This window comes from Qipengyuania qiaonensis (assembly GCF_019711515.1).
In the GTDB taxonomy this organism is placed as follows: Bacteria; Pseudomonadota; Alphaproteobacteria; order Sphingomonadales; family Sphingomonadaceae; genus Qipengyuania; species Qipengyuania qiaonensis.
In genome coordinates, this window is sequence record NZ_JAIGNO010000001.1 from 322,584 (window position 1) to 341,822 (window position 19,239).

The following is a 19,239-nucleotide window of genomic DNA, read 5'->3' on the forward strand; positions in this document are numbered from 1 at the left end:
GATGGCCACCATTGGCACCCCCTATATTGCTCATGCCAAGGCCGATGCCGATGGCAGGCTGGTGGAAGCCGACGAGGTACTTGCGCGGCTGCAACGCGCCTGCGGCGGTTCGATCGGTTCGCGGATTGCGATCCCGGAGCTTCTGGCGCTGGTGGAGAAAGCGCAACGCTATGGCTTGCGCTTGGCGCGCCAGTTCGAGGCAGTGGATGGCGAAAACCGTGTGACGGCTTGGGTTGAAATCGCACCATCGATTGGCGGGTCGGGAGAGAGCGATGGCAGTACCATCGACGTGGTCAATTGGCACACCGATGAACTGCCGCCCGAGAACGAAACCGACGCGGCGCGAAGGCGAGTGGAGATCAACCGACACCTGGCCGACTGCACTGCGCGCCTCGATTCAAACCAACGCCTGCTCGCCATCGATACCGAGGCACCGGATCTAGCTGAATTCGCGCATGTTGCACTTGCCAATGTCGGGAAGCCCTGGACCGATTTCGTGCGATTGCCGGGCAATGCACACCAGCAGCCGCTGCATTGGCGCTTGCTGGACGGCACACAATGCGACATCGACGGCTCGGCTCGCAGGTGGACCGCACATCTCGAACCGCTGGGCCAGCCACAGCCAGGGAGTGCGGGTTTTGTACTCTATTTGACAGCCGATAGCCCGCTTGCAGGAGCGATCTCCGAGGCGGAGGCGGACGGCGCAGACGGGCCGTCCTTCGGTCGGGATCTGACGCCTGTGCTGCGCCAGCCGATCAATCGCATCATCGCCAATGCCGAAACCATCCGAACCAAACTCGCCGGGCCGCTTGCAGACGAGTACAGTTCCTACGCAGCCGACATTGCGACCGCCGCGCAGCATCTCCTGGCGCTGATCGACGATCTTTCCGATCTGGAAGTGGTCGAATCGGAAGATTTCGTTACCGCTCCCGATCGGATCGAACTTGCCGATGTCGCCCGCAGGGCCTGCGGGATTCTCGGTGTCCGGGCGCGAGAGAAGGGCATCACCCTCGTAGCACCGCCGGACGGCGAGGGGCAGTTGGCCATTGCCGAGTTTCGCCGAGTGCTGCAGATCCTGCTCAACCTGTTGGGCAATGCGATCCGGTATTCGCCGAACGAAAGCCAAGTTTGGATTCGTCTGGATCGGATCGGGAATCGTGCGCTCATAACGGTGGCAGACCAGGGGCACGGACTTGAGAAGGAACAGCAGGAGCAGATTTTCGAGAAGTTCGAACGGCTTGGCCGAAGTGGCGACGGCGGATCGGGTCTTGGCCTGTACATCTCGCGTCGGATCGCGCGGGCCATGGACGGAGATCTCACCGTGGAAAGCGCACCCGGACAAGGCGCACGATTTACATTGGCGGTACCGGCAGCGGACGAGCTGCGCGATAAGGCACGTTGATCAGATCTTTCTCGGCGTTCTCACGCAGAAAAGCAGCCCGAAAAAGAAGACAATGCTGCCGCCAATCGTACATTGCCCGTCAGCCAGCATTTAGCTTCCAACGGGCCGATTATCGATGCCGGGGCCTTGAAGCGTCTAGAGGCCTTCGGAGCGCATAAAAGCTACTCCGAAGACCATTAGTACAAACCGCAGATCAACGTTTGTCGATTGGCACGTAGTCGCGCTCGGTCGGGCCGGTATAGAGCTGGCGCGGACGACCGATGACCTGTGCGGGGTCCGAAATCATCTCGTTCCACTGCGCAACCCAGCCGACGGTGCGCGCCAAGGCGAACAGCGCGGTAAACATCGTGGTCGGGAAGCCGATCGAGTTGAGGATGATGCCCGAGTAGAAATCCACATTCGGGAAGAGCTTCTTTTCCCTGAAGTAATCGTCGTTCAACGCGATTTCCTCAAGCTGCAATGCAGTTTCGAATACGGGGTCATTGACGTCCAGGGCCTCGAATACCTCCCGCAGTGTCTGCTGCATGACCGTGGCACGCGGATCGTAGTTCTTGTACACGCGGTGGCCGAAGCCCATCAGGCGGAACGGATCGTTCTTGTCCTTGGCGCGCTCGATATAATGCGGAATTCGATCGGGCGAACCGATTTCCTGGAGCATGTTGAGCGCCGCTTCGTTCGCACCGCCATGTGCCGGACCCCAGAGGCAGGCGATGCCGGCCGCAATGCAGGCGAACGGATTGGCCCCCGACGAGCCGGCGAGGCGCACAGTCGAGGTCGAAGCGTTCTGTTCGTGGTCGGCGTGAAGGATGAAAATACGATCCATGGCGCGTTCGATGGCTGGGTGGATCTCATACTCCTCGGCCGGAACGCCGAAGGTCATGCGCAGGAAATTGCCCGTGTAGCTGAGCGAGTTCTTCGGCTGCATGAAGGGCTGACCGACAGAATACTTGTACGCCATGGCTGCGATCGTCGGCATCTTGGCGATGAGACGATGGCTCGCGATCTTGCGCTGCTCGGGATCCGAAATGTCGGTGCTGTCATGATAGAAGGCCGAGAGTGCGCCGACCACGCCGCACATGACCGCCATCGGGTGCGCGTCGCGGCGGAAACCCTGGTAGAATTGCCGCAACTGATCATGCACCATCGTATGTCGAGTGATCGTGTAGACGAAATCGTCGAGATCCTCTTGCGACGGCAGTTCGCCATTCAGCAGAAGGTAGCTGACTTCCATGAAGCTCGAATGCTCGGCGAGCTGACCGATGGGGTAACCGCGATGGAGGAGCACCCCTTCTTCGCCGTCGATATAGGTAAGCGCGCTTTCGCAGCTGGCGGTCGACTTGTAACCAGGGTCATAGGTGAACTTGCCGGTTGCACCGTACAGCTTGCGGATGTCGATAACATCCGGCCCGACGCTGCCCTGCAGCACGGGAAATTCCTGGGTTTGTCCACCCAGATCGAGGGTTGCCTGCTTGTCGGCCACGCGTGTCTCCTCACTCGTTCTCATCGGTGCCTGTGGGCGAGGCCTGCGCGTCAATACGCAAGAGCGACTCTTCCTTGCCCAACAGGACCAGCACATCGAAAATGCCAGGGGACGTGGTTGTCCCCGTAAGCGCAGCGCGCATGGGCTGCGCGAGCTTGCCGAGACCCAGTTCGAGCTCCTCGGCATATGATTTCGTAGTGGCCTCCAGCGCCTGGATTGTCCAGTTGTTTTGCAGGTGCAGCATTTTCGACAACCCGGCGAGACGCCCGCGAGCTTCTTCGTCGAGCAGCCCGGCGGCCTTCTCGGTCATCTCAAGCGGGTGCTTGGAAAAGAGAAATGCAGCTCCCTCAGCCAGTTCATTCACGGACTTCGCACGCGTTTTGAGGACCGGCATAGCCTGGGTCAGCAGCTCGACATCCGCTTTCGGACCGATCTTCGCAGCGACGATTTCCGCCAGCCGTTTATCGTCGGCCTCGCGGATGTAGTGACCGTTGAGGTTCTGCAGCTTCTTGATGTCGAAGCGCGCCGGACCTTTACCGACGCCATCGAGATTGAAGAGCTCGACGGCTTCGCTCTTGGTTATCTCTTCGCGGTCACCGTGACCCCAACCGAGGCGCAAAAGGTAGTTGAAGAGCGCTTCGGGAAGCACGCCTTCCTGGTCGCGATAGGCCTCGACACCAACCGCTCCATGACGCTTGGACATTTTCGCACCGTCCGGGCCGTGAATCAGCGGCACATGGGCATAGACCGGATCGGGCCAACCGCCCTCGATAAGATCCATTGCTCGGATGATGGGAAGCTGTCTGAACGCATTGTTGAGATGATCGTCGCCCCGGATGACGTGTGTGACACCCATGTCGTGATCATCGACCACCACGGCAAGCATGTAGGTCGGCGTGCCGTCGGCGCGCAGCAGGACGTAGTCGTCGATCTCTGAATTCTTGACCGTGACCTTGCCTTGGACCGCGTCCTCGATCGTGGTTTCGCCCTCGGTTGGCACTTTGAGACGGATTACGAAGGGAGCGCCTGCTGGAGCTTCGCTTTCGTCGCGATCGCGCCAGCGGCGATCGTAGCGCATCGGCTGCTTGTTGGCGCGCTGCTGCGCGCGCATTTCCTCGAGTTCCTCGGGCGTGGCGAAGCATTTATAGGCATGGCCCGCCTCGAGCAGTTTCCGGGCGACTTCGGCATGGCGCTCGGCACGGTCGGACTGGAACAGCGGAGCGTCGTCGAAATCCAGGCCGAGCCAGTTCAGACCGTCGATGATCATGTCGATCGCGTCCTGTGTGCTGCGTTTCCTGTCGGTATCCTCGATGCGTAGCAGCGTGCGACCACCATGATGGCGCGCGTACAGCCAGTTAAAAAGCGCGGTTCGTGCCCCGCCGATATGCAGATAACCGGTCGGGGATGGAGCGAAGCGGGTGACGACCGAAGGGGCCTTGCTGTCACTATCGCTTGCCATTGTCTCTCGCTTCCTTTCAAACACTTGCATGGCGACACGGGGGACGCCCTCGATACCGATGGGGGAGGCGGGTGAAGAGACCCGCGTGACGGTGCGGCGCACTTGGCGCATGCGCGGTCTCTTGTCCAGTTCTGCGCAGATGTTCGAGACGTTTCTCGCAGCTGCGCAGTTCGACCGCGGGCCATGGCTGACAGTCGCTTTCGCGTGCGGGATCGGTCTTTGGTTTTACCTTGCGGCGCCGTGGCAATGGTTGGCGGTTATCGGGGGGACGCTCGCGATCGCGGTATTCGCTTTCGCCAAGTGGAAAGACAAGGCCGGCCGCGCCTATGTTATGGTGGCTGTAGTTTCGCTTGCTCTCGCCTTGGCAGCCGGTGCTTCGCTCGTCTGGGCACGATCGGCCATGGTGGGGGCCGGACCCATTCCCCATCCGCGCTTCGAACGGATAGACGGCCGAATTCTGGAACGCGAAGAGCAACCCGCCGAGAACCGTGTCAGGCTGACACTGGCGGCGCGTGATATCGAGACCGGTCGAGCTATGGCTTATCGCGTCAACGTGCCGCTGGATGCGGACCGGCCCGAACTGCGCGAAGGGGCGAGGGTGCGGCTGTCGGCTCGTCTGATGCCGCCATCGCCACCGATCGTGCCGGGAGCGTACAATTTCGCGAGACGGGCCTGGTTCGAAGGGCTGGTCGCGACCGGATCGGCCGTTGGTGATGTTGAATTGGTGGAGCCGCCGCCGCGGTCCGAGCTGTCGCTTGCGTCCATCCAGAGGCGGTTGTCGGCGCATGTCCGCGACAGGCTCGGCGGGACCAGTGGAGCTATTGCGGCCACATTGGCGAGCGGCGATCGCGGAGCCATCCCTGAAACCGACGAAGAGGCCATGCGCGATGCCGGCCTGACGCATCTGCTGTCGATCAGCGGGTTGCATGTCAGCGCGATCATCGCGGCAACGTATCTGGTGACATTGAAGCTTCTCGCGCTCTGGCCGTGGCTGACCCTGCGCGTGAGGTTGCCGCTTGTTGCCGCCGTGGCGGCAGCGATGGCCGGGATCGGTTACACGTTGCTCACCGGTGCCGAAGTGCCGACGGTGCGCAGCTGCATTGGGGCGCTGCTGGTCCTGATCGCGCTGGCATTGGGCCGCGAGCCGCTGTCGATGCGCATGGTCGCGATTGCAGCAGGTGCCGTGCTGGCGCTGTGGCCGGAATCGCTGGTCGGGCCCAGTTTCCAGATGAGTTTCGCAGCGGTCATGGCCATCGTGGCCCTGCACAACGTCAGCGCGATCCGCGATTTCCTCGCCCCACGGCAGGAAAACTGGTTGCGGCGGGTGGCGAGACGGACTGCCGTCCTGTTTCTCACGGGACTGGTCATCGAACTTGCCCTGATGCCCATCGTGCTGTTTCATTTTCACCGCGCCGGCGTCTACGGTGCTGTTGCCAATCTCGTGGGCATTCCTCTGGTGACCTTCGTGTCGATGCCACTGGTGGCGCTTGCGCTTGCGCTGGACCTTATCGGAGCGGGTGCTCCGGCATGGTGGTTGGTGGGCAAATCGCTCGACCTGCTTCTGGGGATCGCCCATTTCTTCGCCGAACAACCCGGCGCGGTGAAGCTGGCGCCAAGGATCGGCATGGGAGTCATGACGATCTATCTGGCGGGCGCTCTGTGGCTGGCCCTATGGCAAGGGAAAACGCGGCTCTTGGGGCTGGTCCCGATCTCGGTAGCCGCTGTCCTCATGCTTGCGGCGCCGGTGCCCGATATTCTCATCACCCGCGACGGTCGGGATATCGGCATCGCCAACGAGACGACGCAACTGCTGGTCCTGCGCGACAGCGAAGGAGGATATGCCCAGGATAACCTACTGGAACTGGGTGGGACGGACCGGGAACCGATCCCGATTGCCGATTGGCCGCAAAGCCGTTGCAGCGCCGAGTTCTGCGTTCTCACCATCAGGCGTGACGGTCGCGACTGGTCGATCCTCATCGCCCGCAATCGCGATCTCGTCGAAGAGCGGGCATTGGCGGCGGCTTGCGCAAGAGCCGACATCGCCATTGCCGACCGCTACCTTCCGTATAGTTGCCGCCCACGCTGGCTGAAGGCCGATCGCCGGTTTCTCGATCGCGAGGGCGGCGCGGCAATCCACCTGGCGTCCGGCCGGGTCGAAACCGTTGCGCAGGATCAGGGCAAACATGGCTGGTGGCGCGCCGCCGACAGATAGCGCGCCCAACCCGATCAATGATAGCGCCGCAGCAATCCTGCGAGCTTGCCCTGAACCTGGACCCGATGCGGTTCGTAGATCTGGGCTTCGTAGGCGCCGTTGGCCGGATCGAGTATCACGCGCCCGGAATCCTTGCGCAGATACTTCAGCGTCGCTTCCTCGTTATCGACCAGCGCAACGACGATTTCGCCGTCGCGGGCCGTATCGGTGCGCTTTACCAGAGCAAAGTCGCCATCGAAGATGCCTGCCTCGATCATGGAATCGCCCGATACTTCGAGCGCGTAGTGTTCACCCGGACCGAGAAGCGCGGCGGGAACAGGCATGCTCGACTGGCCTTCGATCGCTTCGATCGGGGCACCGGCAGCGATACGTCCATGAAGAGGAACATCGATGATATCGTTGGCCGGTTCCGGCGCCACCGCCTTTGCCGGGATTGCAGCACTCACGGCGTCGTTCGCGGCTGCGGGCTTGGGCGAGCCCATGACCGCATCTTCCGGCAGCTTGACGACTTCCAACGCGCGGGCGCGGTTGGGCAGTCGGCGGATGAAGCCACGTTCTTCCAGAGCAGAGATCAGGCGGTGCACGCCCGATTTGCTCTTGAGGTCCAGCGCTTCCTTCATCTCCTCGAAGCTCGGAGAAATGCCGGTTTCTTCCAGACGCTGCTGGATGAAGCGGATCAATTCGTGCTGCTTGGCGGTCAGCATGGGTACGAACTCCCGTATCGACTGTTCACAAATCTGTGAACGAATGCGGAACAAGTAAGCAACTTGATTCGCCAAGTCAAGCATTTCAGCCATTTCCGGCCAATCTGCTGTGGAACATGCGTTCACGGTTCGGTCCGAATCGGGTCCAGTCGCCTTGCTGTCGCCGTTCAGCTTCGCGCGCATTAAGCTGACACATGGACCGCATGGACCACAGTCCAGGGAGGAAAAACGCCATTCCTACGGAACAGGGCAAGAGTCATATTGTCGAACCGGCATATGCCGGTACCGTTCCCGGCTTTACTGCATACCTGCCGTGTAGGACAGGTCAGGTGCCGATGAGGGCGCGGGTAGCGGCCTCGACATCGACGTGCCGCATCAGGCTTTCGCCCACGAGGAAGCTGCGAACGCCCGAGCGTGCCAGACGCTCGCAATCGGCACGCGTTGCTATTCCGCTTTCGCCGACGAGGAGCGACCCTTCGGGTGCAAGCGGGGCGAGCCGTTCGGTCGTCGCAAGGTCGGTCGCGAAGCTTCGCAAGTCGCGGTTGTTGACGCCGATCAGGCGCGACTGCAGCGAGAACGCCCGTTCCATTTCCGCCTGATCGTGCACTTCCACCAGAACGTCCATGCCATAGTCTATTGCCGCACTCTCGATTTCGGTCATCGCGCCGTCGTCCAGCGCAGCGACGATGATCAGTATCGCGTCGGCACCCAGCGCACGGCTTTCGACAACCTGCCAGGGATCGACCATGAAATCCTTGCGCAGAACGGCGAGGTCGCACGCATTGCGGGCTTCGACGAGGTAATCCTCGTGGCCCTGAAAATAGGGAGCATCGGTCAGGACCGAAAGACATGCGGCTCCACCAGCTGCATAGGCACGTGCGTGTGCAGCGGGTTGAAAATCTTCCCGGATCAATCCCTTGGACGGGGAAGCTTTCTTGATTTCCGCGATCAGCCCGAAGCCGGAATGTTGAGCGCGTGCGAGTGCCGAGCGAAATCCGCGCGGGGCCGATCGATCGCGCGCGTTCGCCTCGAGATCGGCCAATGAGCGGTCCTGCTTGCGCGCAGCCACTTCATCGCGCTTCGTCGCGCAGATTTCTTCCAGCTTGTTCATTTTACGCGGCCATCGCGATCCAGCTTTCGAGAAGTGCCTTGGCCTTACCCGAATCTAGCGCTTCGGCGGCGATTTCGGCACCATCGGCCCAGTCGTCGGAGCGATCGGCTACGATCAAGGTGGCGGCCGCGTTGAACAGCACCGCGTCGCGATAGGGGCCGGGGGCTCCGGCCAGCAGGGCTTCCAATGCACGCGCATTGTGTTCGGGATCCCCGCCGCGAATGGCCTCCACCGGCGCATGCGGCAGGTTTGCCTGTACGGCGACCACCCGGCGCATTTCGAATTCGTTGCCCTGCACATCGGCCAGTTCATTGCCGCCCGCGAGGCTCAGTTCGTCGAGCCCCTCGTCGCCCGATGCGATGAAGGTACGCTCCGTTCCGAGCTTGGCCTTGGCCGCCGCATAGATCGGCACATAGGCCGGTCGAGCGATACCGATCAGCTGGCGCTTGACGCCTGCGGGGTTGGACAGCGGGCCCATCAGATTGAAGATCGTGCGCACGCCGAGTTTTTGCCGAATGGGTTGAATACGGCCCATCGCGGGATGATGGTTCTTGGCGAAAAGAAAACAAATTCCCAGCTCAGCCAATGTCTTTTTGGCCGTTCTTCCCGCCGCTTCCATATCGAGACCGAGCACTTCCAGCGTATCCGCCGCGCCCGATTTGCTGCTGGCGGCGCGGTTGCCGTGCTTGGCAACCGGCACGCCGCAAGCGGCGACCACCAGGCTGACTGCGGTGGACACATTGAGCGTATGATGCCCGTCGCCACCGGTGCCGCAGCAATCGACCGTGCCTGCGGGCGCATCCACCGGGATGAGGCGCATACGCAGCGCTCGCGCGGCTCCGGCGATTTCGTCGGCGGTTTCGCTGCGGGCCGACATGTCGACGAGAAAACGGGCGATATCCTCGTCTCCGGTCTCGCCGTCGAGGATCCAGCCGAAGACTTCCTCCGCTTCATCTTCGCCCAGATGCTGTTTTGCGTCGGGAAGCCGTTTCATGCCGGGACCTTTGCAGCGATACCGCATATGTCGAGAAAGTTGGCGAGCAGCGCGTGACCATGCTCGGTGGCGATGCTCTCGGGGTGGAACTGCACGCCATGTATCGGCAGTTCGCGATGACGAAACCCCATCACGCTGCTGCCGTCGAGGCCCGGCGTTTCGCTCGACGCGTTGACGTCGAGACAGTCTGGAATGTCCTCGACCACCAGCGAATGATAGCGCGTCGCGGCGAAGGGTGACGGCAATCCGGCAAAAACACCGCTGCCGTCATGCGTGACGGGTGACGTCTTGCCATGCATAAGCCCGCCGCGCACCACATGCCCACCGAAATGCTGGCCGATGGACTGGTGCCCGAGGCAGACGCCGAGCAGCGGCTTGCCCGCATCCGCACATGCCGCCACGAGGTCGAGACTGACGCCTGCTTCGGTCGGGGTACGGGGCCCGGGGGAAATGAGGTAGCCGGCATGGCCTGCCGCCAAAGCCTCGCGTGCCGAAATGGCGTCGTTGCGTACCACCTCCACCTCCGCGCCCAATTCCATGAGGTAATGGACCAGGTTGAAGGTGAAGCTGTCGTAATTGTCGATTACGAGGATGGAGCGGCTGTCGGTCATTCGTGGCGTCAATGCAGGGCTGTGGCGCGCCTTTCAAGCAAGGAAAGCTGCGAGCCGCGAAACGGCAGGTGGCGTCAGGAGCGCTTGCCTGCCAGCCGGTCGGTTGCGCGCACGAGGCCGTCGACAATGCCTGGCTCGCTAGCGCTGTGTCCGGCATCGTGGACGATCCACAGATCGGCTTCGGGCCACGCCTTCTTCAATGCCCATGCAGCGCCAGGCGGGGTGCAGATATCGTGCCGACCCTGGACGATGACACCGGGTATTCCGGCCAGCTTGTCGACGTTCTCGAGCAGTTGATTTTCATCGAGGAAGAAGTCTTCGAGGAAGAACCGTGCGCAGATTCGAGCGAAGGGAACCGCCTTGGCTGGGTCGCCGAAGCTGTCGAGCAGTGCCGGATTGGGTAGCAGCGTAGCGACATGGCCTTCCCACAGCGACCATTCGCGCGCGGCGGCGAGGCGCGTTGCCTCATCCTCGCTGGTGAGCCTTCGATAATACGCGCGGACGAGATCGCCGCGCTCTTCCTCGGGAATGAGGCCGATGAACTCGTCCCACTGCTCGGCCATCACCTCACTCGCACCATAGCCGTACAGCCAGGATCTTTCCCGCTGGCGCGCGAGGAAAACGCCGCGCAGGACCAGTTCGCTCACCCGCTCGGGATATTTCTGCGCATAGGCGAGGGCGAGGGTGGAGCCCCAGCTACCGCCGAAGGCCTGCCATTTTTCATGGCCGCACATTTCGCGCAGACGCTCTATATCCTCGACTATGCGCCAGGTATCGTTGTTCTCGATCTCCGCGAAGGGCAGCGACTTGCCGCAGCCGCGCTGATCGAACAGCAGCACGTCGTAGAGTTCGGGGTCCCACTGGCGACGGTGGTCGGGCGACATCCCGCCACCGGGCCCGCCATGCAGGAAAACTGCCGGTTTCGCGCCTTTGGTTCCCACGCGCTCCCAGTAGAGAGAATGCCCCTCGCCGACGTCGAGCATTCCCGTGTCGTAAGGTTCGATCTCGGGATAGAGTACCCGGCAGGCTTCGGTCATTCGGAGGCTTTCTTTCTTACCACGACTATGGGGCCGATAGGGGCCCCGGTATCGAGCCGCTCGGTAGCAGGGTTCCACAGCAGCGAGACATTGCCGTCGAGATACAGTGCGTTCTTCACTTCGAGCTCGTCCTTGTAGAAACGGGCGAGTTTGCCGAAGGAAATCGGCGCATTGGAAATGACAAAGTGCGCGCGCCCTTCATCGTCCACGCCGACGGCGTTGCGCAACAGCTTGGACGGCCCGTCCTGTGTGATTTCCGGATGGATCTTGCCATCGACCACCAGCATCGGGCCGGATTGCGTGCCGAACTCGGGTCGTTCCGTGACGTTGGCGAGGAACGAATCGGTATCGCGAACCACCCATTCGCCGCCGCTGCCGTAGAAGACGCCATTGGGCTTCATGTGAAAATTGCCCTCGCCATCGGCGGTGTTGAGCTTGTGCAGTCGTTCCGAGTCCTCGACGAAATAGCCGATCGGTTCGCCCTCATCGTCGAACATGCCGGCGTTCATGGCGAAGGCGATCGTTTCGCCGTCGCTCGCGGCCGCGAAGTCGGTCAGGCTGCGGTACGGTTTTCCATCGCTACCCAGAGCCATGTCTATCCGGTGGCGCGCAGGGACAGCGAGACAATGCGTAAGCGGCGCATCCTCGAAAATGATCGAGCGGCATGCGCTTTCGACCTGGCTTGCAAGCGTTTCGGCCGGTGTCGGCTCGGAACTGGGCGTGGCGGCCTGTTGCTGGCCGTCGATGCGCGCGCGGGCGACGGGTTCGCCCTCCGGCTGGGCTTCGCAGGCTGTCAGCGCGAGCAAGGCAAGCGCGGCGATTGAACACTTCATTGACCGAATCCGGGCTCCCTCGCGAGGCGAACGGCTTCTTTCGCCGCAGCGAGCAGAGCGCCCGCCTTCGCTTCGCATTCTCTCTGTTCATAGGCCGGATCGCTGTCGGCGACTATCCCCGCGCCGGCCTGCACATGCATGATGCCGTCCTTCACGACGGCGGTCCGCAAAACGATGCAGCTATCGACCGAGCCGTCGGGCGCGAAATAGCCCACGCCTCCGGCATAGGGGCCGCGGGTAGCGGGTTCCAGCTCGGCGATGATCTCGCAGGCTCTCACCTTCGGGGCGCCGCTGACCGTCCCCGCGGGAAAACCCGCAAAGAGCGCGTCGATGGCGTCCTTCGAACTATCGAGACGCCCGGTGACATTGCTGACGATGTGCATGACGTGACTGTAGCGTTCTACGGTGAAGCTTTCCGTGACGGCGACGCTGCCGGATTCGGCCACCCTGCCTACATCGTTGCGGCCGAGATCGAGCAACATCAGGTGTTCCGCCCGTTCCTTCGGGTCGGCGAGTAGCGACTGCTCCGCGATTAGATCCTCCACGCGCGTCGATCCACGCGGACGGGTACCCGCGATCGGCCGGATCGTTACCTCGCCGTCGCGCACCCGCACGAGGATTTCCGGACTGGAGCCGACGATCGCGAAGCCGGGCATATCGAGGATATACAGAAACGGCGATGGATTCACCCGGCGCAGAGCGCGGTAAAGCGCCATCGGAGGCAAAGCGAAGGGAGAGGTGAATCGCTGCGACAGCACGACCTGGAAGATATCGCCCGCTTCGATGTAATCCTTGGCACGCAGTACCATGGCTTCGTAATCGGTGGCCGGCATTGTGGGGGCCAAAGCGGGGTCCGGATGCGCGAACGCCGATAGTTCCGGCTGACGGGCAGGTCGGGTCAGGGTGCGGAGGACGTCGTCGATCCGCTCGCCGGCCCGCTCTATCGATCCGTTCGGCCAGACGGGTGCGATGCAGAACAGGGCATCGCTCAGTCGGTCGAAGACCAGCATGACGGTTGGGCGCACGAAGAGCATATCGGGCAGGCCCAGCTCGCCTTCCGGTGGACGGGGCAGCTTTTCGACAAGACCTATCGTTTCATAGCCGAAATGGCCCACGAGGCAGGCGAGGGCCGGTGGCAATTCGTCCGGCACATCGCAGCGACAGGATTCGACCAGCGCGCGCAGGCTTTCGAGGGCGCCTCCTGCGCAAGGCTCAAATGCGTCCTCGGAATGCTGCCAATCGCGATTGATGGCAGCATCGTTACCGGTCGCTCGAAACACGAGGTCCGGATCGAGCCCGATCAGGCTGTAACGCCCGCGCACCTCGCCGCCTTCGACCGATTCAAGTAGGAAATCGCCGCGGCCCTCCTTAAACAGCTTGAGCGCCGCGCCGACAGGCGTTTCGGTATCGGCGACAACCTCGCGCCACACCAATGCGGGCTTGCCTCCTGCCAGCGCCTCTCGCGCTCCGTCGACGCCTTTCAGGCCGGTGCTCAAATGCGCCTCAGTTGCCGATCAGTTGCTTGCGGACGGCTTCGATTGCCGAGGAGTTACGCGACACGCCCAGTTCCTCGCGCATGGCAAGGCGGAGCTGCTCGGCATATTCCTCGCCCAGCAATGGCCCCATCTGACGCTTGGCCTGTGCAATCAGCGGATCGTTATCGGCAATGTCATCCATCGCGATGTTGTTCACATTAACCACGAAGAACCCTGTATTTCCGCCAGCTTCGAGCTTCTTGGTCGTGTTCTCCGCCATGCTGAACAACAGCGCAATGGGTGGAGGTACACGCTGTTCGCGCTGACGAGCAAGGTCCTCTCGGGTCATATCGACCGACTGGGCGGGAGGAACGCGGCGATCTTCCGCGGCGAGTGCCGCAGCGATGGTGCTTCCGCCACGCACACGTGACATTACCCGGTCGGCAGCGGCCTGGGCTGCTTTCATGCCTTCCGCGGCACGCCAATGGGCTTCGACCAATTGTTCGATTTCGCCATATGGGGCGACTGCGGCGGGGGTAATGTCGCCGACTTCGTAGACGAGATAGGTCTGGCCGCCATCGACAGGCGCGATTTCCGGCTCTTCCACGTCCATCTGGAACGCGGTTGCGAGCGCCGGTCGCAACACCTCGGGCACTGACCGATCGGGGCTTTCGAAAATGCGACCATCGGCGAGGGCGGGGCCGACGGTGGACAGATCAAGATCCAGATCGTCGGCAACTTCGGCCAGCGTAGCACCGTCTGCGAGCTGGTCTTCGATCTCGGTCGCAAGGTCGGCCAAACCGCGCACGCGCTTCTCTTCGCGCAGCGTGTCCGTGATTTCGCCACGGACCTCGGCCAGGCTGCGCGCGGGGGCCGTATCGACGGCGTCGATGCGAGCGACGTGCCAGCCCAGCGAACTGCGTGCCGGAGTCGTCATCGCTCCCTGTTCTGCGGAAAAATACGCGGCGGCGACAGCAGGGGAGGCTTGGGAGGCCAGTCCGCTGCGATCGACATCGGCCACGGGAGATGCGCGCAGACCGGCTTCGCGTGCCACCTGTTCGAACGATGCCCCCCCCGCAACACGATCGCGGATCGATTTCGCAGCCGCTTCGGTAGGAACGATCAGCTGTGTGAAATCGCGCGTTTCGCTAGCTGCATATTGATCCGCATCGCGCTCGTAACGCGCGGCAATTTCCGCGTCGGTCGGCTCGATGCGATCGCCGAGCGCATCCGAATCGAACGTCGAAAAACGTATGACGCGGCGTTCGGGACGGACGAAGGCTTCGCGATTCCGGTCGTAGTGGGAGCGCAGTACCTTGGGGTCGGCGGCGCCCGTCGGGGCATAGGTCGCGGCGGGCAAAAGCGCGATAGAGCCCTGCCGGCGCTCCTTGAACAACTGGGCATAGCGGTAGGCCAGCTTGTCGGGAACCGATGCGCCGAAGCCTGCCGGTATCAGCATCTGCTGGGACAGGAGACCGACCCCCAGATCGCTGCGGACCTGAGCATCCGTAATCCGCTGGAGCGCCAGCGCCTGCCGATAGGTTTCCTCGCTGAAATTCCCGTCCGCACCGCGAAAGGCCGGAATCATGCGAATTTCGCTGTTGAGCAGGTTTTCCCCGGCTCGAAGCCCATACTTTTCTGCATAGCCCAGAATGGCATGCCGATCGACCAGGGCTTCCAGCACCTGCTCCAACTGACCGCCGGCGACAAATTCCGGCATCGAAAGGGTCGGATCTTGCTGGCGAACGCGTTCGAGGCCGTTATTCGCCCCGGTCACTAGTTCGGAGGTCGAAATCTTTTCATCGCCGACAACGGCAACACGATCCCCGCCTGCGATACCGCCAAAGGTTCCGGTGCTGGAAACGTCAGCGCTGGCGAAAGCGAGAGCGATGAGCCCGAGAAAGGCGAGCGCCACGGCAAGGCCGAGCTTGGTCTTGAAGAAGTTGCGGAAAAACTGGAACATGGTGTGCTGGCGATCCCATCGGGTTGCTGCTGTCGTCCAGGCGAGGCCTGAATGGTTGAGGCGCTTTATCCGCCCTGCGACCCATGGGCAACAGGGTGCAAAGGGTTTTGACGTGCGAAGAAACCTTGTCTAGCGGAGCGCAACCCTTGCCCCATATAGCGGGCCACTCATTCAGAAAATTCGCAGGACCAACCTATGGCCGAACGGCCCTACATCGTCGGAAACTGGAAAATGAATGGCACGCGCGCCATGCTTTCCGAAGCGCGCGCCATCGATCGTGCCGCTCAGCGCTACATGAAAGTGGAGGTTGCCGTTGCTCCTCCCTACACGCTGATTCATGCGGTTCACAAGGAAGCCGAGCAGATCGGCGTCGGCGCGCAGGATTGCCATCCCGGTGCCGAAGGTGCGCATACCGGCGACATCAATGCGTCGATGGTCGCCGATGCCGGGGCGAAATTCGTGATTCTCGGGCACAGCGAACGCCGGCAGGATCATGGGGAAAGCAACGAACTGATCAATGCCAAGATCGAATCGGCGCTGGAAGCCGGTTTGCGTGTCATTCTGTGTTGCGGCGAATCGCTTGAAACGCGCGATGCGGGCAAGGCCGAAAGCTATGTGCTTGACCAGCTCAGGGCGGCGCTGCCGGTCTTCCAGGACCCGGCCGAACGCCTGACGATCGCATACGAGCCGATCTGGGCTATCGGAACGGGGCGCACGGCGACAACGGACGATATTGCCGCCATGCACGGCGCGATTCGCGGATTGCTCGACGAAACTTTCGGCGAGGAAGATTCTGCGAAGGTGCGTATTCTCTATGGCGGCTCGGTCAAGCCGGACAACGCCCGGGACATCCTTGCGGTGCCGGAAGTGGGCGGCGCGCTGGTCGGCGGTGCCAGTCTCTCTGCCGAAAGCTTTCTCGGCATCGTCGTCGGCGCTTCCGAGGCCGAAGAAGCCTGACGACGCCCACCTTGCCGTTTGGCGCCTGCGCGCCTAAATGCGCGTAAGCCCAACAATACCAATCCCAAGAGTACCCGCATGTTTCTGTTTCTCACCGTCGTCCAGGCGATTGTCGCAGCCGCGCTCGTCGGCGTTATTCTGATGCAGCGCTCCGAGGGCGGTGGTCTTGGAATCGGCGGCAGCCCGTCGGGTATGCTGAGCGCGCGAGGAGCTGCGGATTTCCTCACTCGCTCTACGAAATGGCTGGCGATATTGTTCGTTATCCTGTCGATTGCCCTGGCCGCCGTTGCGGTCGAGACTACGGGCGGCGACGCTATCGAATCGACGCTTGATCGTACCGTCGCTCCTGCTGCGCCGGCCGACCCGCTCGGCCCGGCAACCACTGGCGGGGAAGCTCCAGCGACCGACGATCCGCTGGCCGCCGATCCATTGGCCGATACAACCGAATAGACCAAATTCCATCGCAAGCTTGTGGATTGCGCCGCATGCGCGGCGCGATTTGCGTGTGTTTGCGCTTGCCCCGACTCAAACTCTCAGCTTAAGGCCCGACTCCCATGGCGCGGTATATCTTTATCACCGGCGGCGTGGTCTCCTCGCTCGGCAAAGGTCTCATGGCAGCATCGCTTGCTGCTCTTCTCCAGGCGCGTGGCTACAAAGTCCGTATCCGCAAGTTCGATCCATATCTCAACGTCGATCCGGGGACGATGTCCCCCTATCAGCACGGCGAGGTCTACGTGACGGATGACGGTGCGGAGACCGATCTGGACCTGGGCCATTACGAGCGTTTTACCGGTGTTTCGGCCCATCAGGGCGACAACATCACGTCAGGCCGCATCTACCAGGACATCATCGGCAAGGAGCGCAGAGGCGATTATCTCGGCGCGACGGTGCAGGTGGTTCCACATGTGACCGACGAGATAAAGGCCTTCGCCCTTGCGGGGCAGGACGATCACGATTTCATCCTGTGCGAGATTGGCGGCACCGTGGGCGACATCGAAGGCTTGCCTTTCATGGAGGCCATCCGACAGCTGCGGAACGATCTGGAGCCATGGCAGACGCTGAGTGTTCACGTCACGCTGGTGCCCTACATTGCCGCCGCGGGCGAGTTGAAGACGAAGCCGACACAGCATTCGGTACGGGAACTGGCCAGCCTCGGCATCAAGCCCGATGTGCTGCTGTGCCGGGCCGAACATCCGATCCCCAAAACCGAGCGCCGCAAGATCGCGCAGTTCTGCAATGTGCGCCAGGAAGCGGTGATCCCTGCGCTCGACGCACCTTCGATCTACTCGGTGCCTTTGCAATATCATGGCGAGGGGCTCGATGCGGAGGTGCTTAGGGCTTTCGGTATCACCGATGCTCCCGAACCTGATCTGTCGCGCTGGTACGATGTCGTGGACCGGCATTCGAATCCCGAAGGCGAGGTGACGATCGGCGTCGTCGGGAAATATGTCGGGCTTCAGGACGCCTACAAATCGCTCAACGAGGCACTGGTCCATGGCGGCATGGCGAACCGGGTCAAGGTCAACATCAAGTGGATCGATGCCGAGGTGTTCGAGGGCGACGATGCGGACATTGCCGCCAAGCTCGAGCCCATGCACGCGATCCTCGTACCCGGCGGTTTCGGCGAGCGCGGAAGCGAAGGCAAGATTGCCGCAGTCCGCTTTGCGCGCGAACGCAAAGTGCCGTTCTTCGGGATTTGTCTGGGCATGCAGATGGCCTGCATCGAAGCTGCACGGTCGGCCGGCTACTCCGAAGCCAGCTCGACCGAGTTCGGCGAAACTGCAGAGCCGGTAGTCGGTATCATAACCGAATGGATGACCGATGAAGGGCTGCAGACGCGTGAAGCTGGCGGCGATCTGGGCGGAACCATGCGTCTGGGAGCCTATGATGCGAACCTTGCCGCGAACAGTCATGTATCGAGCATCTATGGCGGAAATACCGAGATTTCGGAGCGCCACAGGCACCGTTACGAAGTGAATAGCACGTACATCGATCCACTGGAGAAGCAGGGTCTGATCTTCTCGGGCATGTCTCCGGACGGTCTGCTCCCGGAGATCGTCGAGCGCCCGGACCATCCCTGGTTTATCGGCGTTCAGTTCCATCCGGAACTGAAATCGAAGCCGTTCGATCCGCATCCGCTGTTCGCCGGCTTCGTCGGCGCCGCGCTGGAACAGGCGCGCCTGGTCTGAGCCGCGGGAGCACTGGGCTCTCTAATGTTCTGTTTTCATTGAGTCAGTTGTGGCCGGCGCTTGTAACGAGGCGACAAAATAGGTGCGCCCCTTCAAGGTGGCTTTATCTTTTGATATACGTCGTGCAGACTTGGGGGAATGTCCGTATCGCTATACGGCTTCGTAAGCATACGCTTGGATAGCAAGCGGTGGGGCTTGCCTCGATGACGGTTGTCTTCTGCGACCCGGACGGCCGATTTCGGGGCTAGGCGGCGTTCAGCGTCGCGGGGGCGGAACCGATGTTCCGCCCCCTATACTTTCAGATTGGTTGGAAACGGACGCAGATCAGGCAGCCTTGCTGCCATCGTCCTGATCGTCCTTCACCACTTCGAACGGCTTCTGGCCGCCGATGGCAATCTTTTTCGGCCTCATTGCCTCGGGGACTTCGCGCACGAGATCGATGACGAGCAGCCCGTCGGCCAGGTCGGCATTGTCGACCCGCACATAGTCGGCCAGCTCGAAGCGGCGTTCGAAGCCGCGATTGGCGATGCCGACATGCAGCATCTCGCCTTCGTTCAGCTCATCGCGCTTCTTGCCAGTGACGACCAGCAGGTTCTGCTGGGCGACGATATCGAGATCGGCGGAGCGGAACCCGGCCACTGCGAGTGTGATGCGATAATCGTCCTCTCCGCGACGTTCGATATTGAAAGGAGGGTAATTGTCGCCCCCGGCATTGCGAGCCTGGCGTTCCATCAGGTCGAACACGCGGTCGAAGCCGACGGTGGAGCGACGGAAGGGGGTAAGGTCCATACGGTTCATCGAAACAAATCCTC

16 protein-coding genes are annotated in these 19,239 nt (G+C 61.9%); 5 read left to right on the forward strand and 11 right to left on the reverse strand.

What is annotated here, in order from left to right; genetic code table 11:
• Window position 1 precedes the first annotated feature (1 nt).
• Window positions 2–1,402 (forward strand): sensor histidine kinase, encoded by a 1,401-nt coding sequence (locus K3174_RS01550; RefSeq protein ID WP_221555084.1) that lies wholly within the window; start codon window positions 2–4, stop codon window positions 1,400–1,402.
• A 193-nt stretch (window positions 1,403–1,595) separates the two neighbouring features.
• Here K3174_RS01550 and K3174_RS01555 read toward each other — a convergent pair whose 3' ends face one another.
• Both K3174_RS01555 and gltX read right to left on the reverse strand, forming a co-directional pair.
• Window positions 1,596–2,882 (reverse strand): citrate synthase, encoded by a 1,287-nt coding sequence (locus K3174_RS01555; RefSeq protein ID WP_221555093.1) that lies wholly within the window; start codon window positions 2,880–2,882, stop codon window positions 1,596–1,598.
• Window positions 2,883–2,892: 10 nt separating this feature from the next.
• Complete coding sequence (gene gltX, locus K3174_RS01560) at window positions 2,893–4,341, reverse strand: glutamate--tRNA ligase (protein ID WP_221555095.1); 1,449 nt, start codon at window positions 4,339–4,341, stop codon at window positions 2,893–2,895.
• A gap of 28 nt (window positions 4,342–4,369) precedes the next feature.
• Here gltX and K3174_RS01565 point away from each other — a divergent pair, with 28 nt between their 5' ends.
• Complete coding sequence (locus K3174_RS01565; RefSeq protein ID WP_221555097.1) at window positions 4,370–6,553, forward strand: ComEC/Rec2 family competence protein; 2,184 nt, start codon at window positions 4,370–4,372, stop codon at window positions 6,551–6,553.
• A gap of 14 nt (window positions 6,554–6,567) precedes the next feature.
• Here K3174_RS01565 and lexA read toward each other — a convergent pair whose 3' ends face one another.
• The 8 genes from lexA to K3174_RS01605 all read right to left on the reverse strand — a co-directional run bounded on the left by lexA (window position 6,568) and on the right by K3174_RS01605 (window position 15,281).
• Entirely contained in the window at window positions 6,568–7,257 is a 690-nt protein-coding gene (gene lexA, locus K3174_RS01570; RefSeq protein WP_221555099.1) for a transcriptional repressor LexA, read from the reverse strand.
• Window positions 7,258–7,582: 325 nt separating this feature from the next.
• The gene (gene trpC / locus K3174_RS01575) at window positions 7,583–8,368 is read right to left on the reverse strand and encodes an indole-3-glycerol phosphate synthase TrpC (protein WP_221555101.1); all 786 of its coding nucleotides are present in this window, start codon (window positions 8,366–8,368) and stop codon (window positions 7,583–7,585) included.
• 1 nt (window position 8,369) lies between these two features.
• Window positions 8,370–9,362, reverse strand: coding sequence for an anthranilate phosphoribosyltransferase (gene trpD, locus K3174_RS01580; RefSeq protein ID WP_221555104.1), 993 nt, complete (start codon window positions 9,360–9,362; stop codon window positions 8,370–8,372).
• Window positions 9,359–9,973: an anthranilate synthase component II gene (locus tag K3174_RS01585; RefSeq protein ID WP_221555105.1), complete on the reverse strand. Its 615-nt coding sequence runs from the start codon at window positions 9,971–9,973 to the stop codon at window positions 9,359–9,361. Before K3174_RS01585 ends, trpD begins: the two co-directional genes overlap by 4 nt.
• A 74-nt stretch (window positions 9,974–10,047) precedes the next feature.
• Window positions 10,048–11,010 (reverse strand): prolyl aminopeptidase, encoded by a 963-nt coding sequence (pip, locus tag K3174_RS01590; protein WP_221555112.1) that lies wholly within the window; start codon window positions 11,008–11,010, stop codon window positions 10,048–10,050.
• The gene (locus K3174_RS01595) at window positions 11,007–11,843 is read right to left on the reverse strand and encodes a phosphodiester glycosidase family protein (RefSeq protein WP_221555114.1); all 837 of its coding nucleotides are present in this window, start codon (window positions 11,841–11,843) and stop codon (window positions 11,007–11,009) included. The genes pip and K3174_RS01595 overlap by 4 nt, the downstream gene beginning before the upstream one ends.
• Window positions 11,840–13,339 carry an anthranilate synthase component I gene (gene trpE / locus K3174_RS01600; protein ID WP_425594415.1) on the reverse strand — a complete coding sequence of 500 codons (1,500 nt, stop codon included), beginning with the start codon at window positions 13,337–13,339 and terminating at the stop codon, window positions 11,840–11,842. The genes K3174_RS01595 and trpE overlap by 4 nt, the downstream gene beginning before the upstream one ends.
• 7 nt (window positions 13,340–13,346) lie before the next feature.
• Window positions 13,347–15,281 carry a peptidylprolyl isomerase gene (locus tag K3174_RS01605; protein WP_221555116.1) on the reverse strand — a complete coding sequence of 645 codons (1,935 nt, stop codon included), beginning with the start codon at window positions 15,279–15,281 and terminating at the stop codon, window positions 13,347–13,349.
• Window positions 15,282–15,476: 195 nt separating this feature from the next.
• Between K3174_RS01605 and tpiA the strand changes: the two genes are divergently transcribed.
• From tpiA to pyrG, 3 genes are all read left to right on the forward strand, one after another.
• On the forward strand, window positions 15,477–16,238 hold the full coding sequence (gene tpiA / locus K3174_RS01610; RefSeq protein WP_221555119.1) for a triose-phosphate isomerase: 762 nt from the start codon (window positions 15,477–15,479) through the stop codon (window positions 16,236–16,238).
• Window positions 16,239–16,316: 78 nt separating this feature from the next.
• On the forward strand, window positions 16,317–16,688 hold the full coding sequence (gene secG, locus K3174_RS01615; protein ID WP_221555121.1) for a preprotein translocase subunit SecG: 372 nt from the start codon (window positions 16,317–16,319) through the stop codon (window positions 16,686–16,688).
• A 104-nt stretch (window positions 16,689–16,792) separates the two neighbouring features.
• Window positions 16,793–18,427, forward strand: coding sequence for a CTP synthase (gene pyrG / locus K3174_RS01620; protein WP_221555123.1), 1,635 nt, complete (start codon window positions 16,793–16,795; stop codon window positions 18,425–18,427).
• Window positions 18,428–18,751: 324 nt separating this feature from the next.
• Here pyrG and K3174_RS01625 read toward each other — a convergent pair whose 3' ends face one another.
• On the reverse strand, window positions 18,752–19,225 hold the full coding sequence (locus K3174_RS01625; RefSeq protein WP_221555129.1) for an Hsp20 family protein: 474 nt from the start codon (window positions 19,223–19,225) through the stop codon (window positions 18,752–18,754).
• Between the last annotated feature and the right edge of the window lie 14 nt (window positions 19,226–19,239).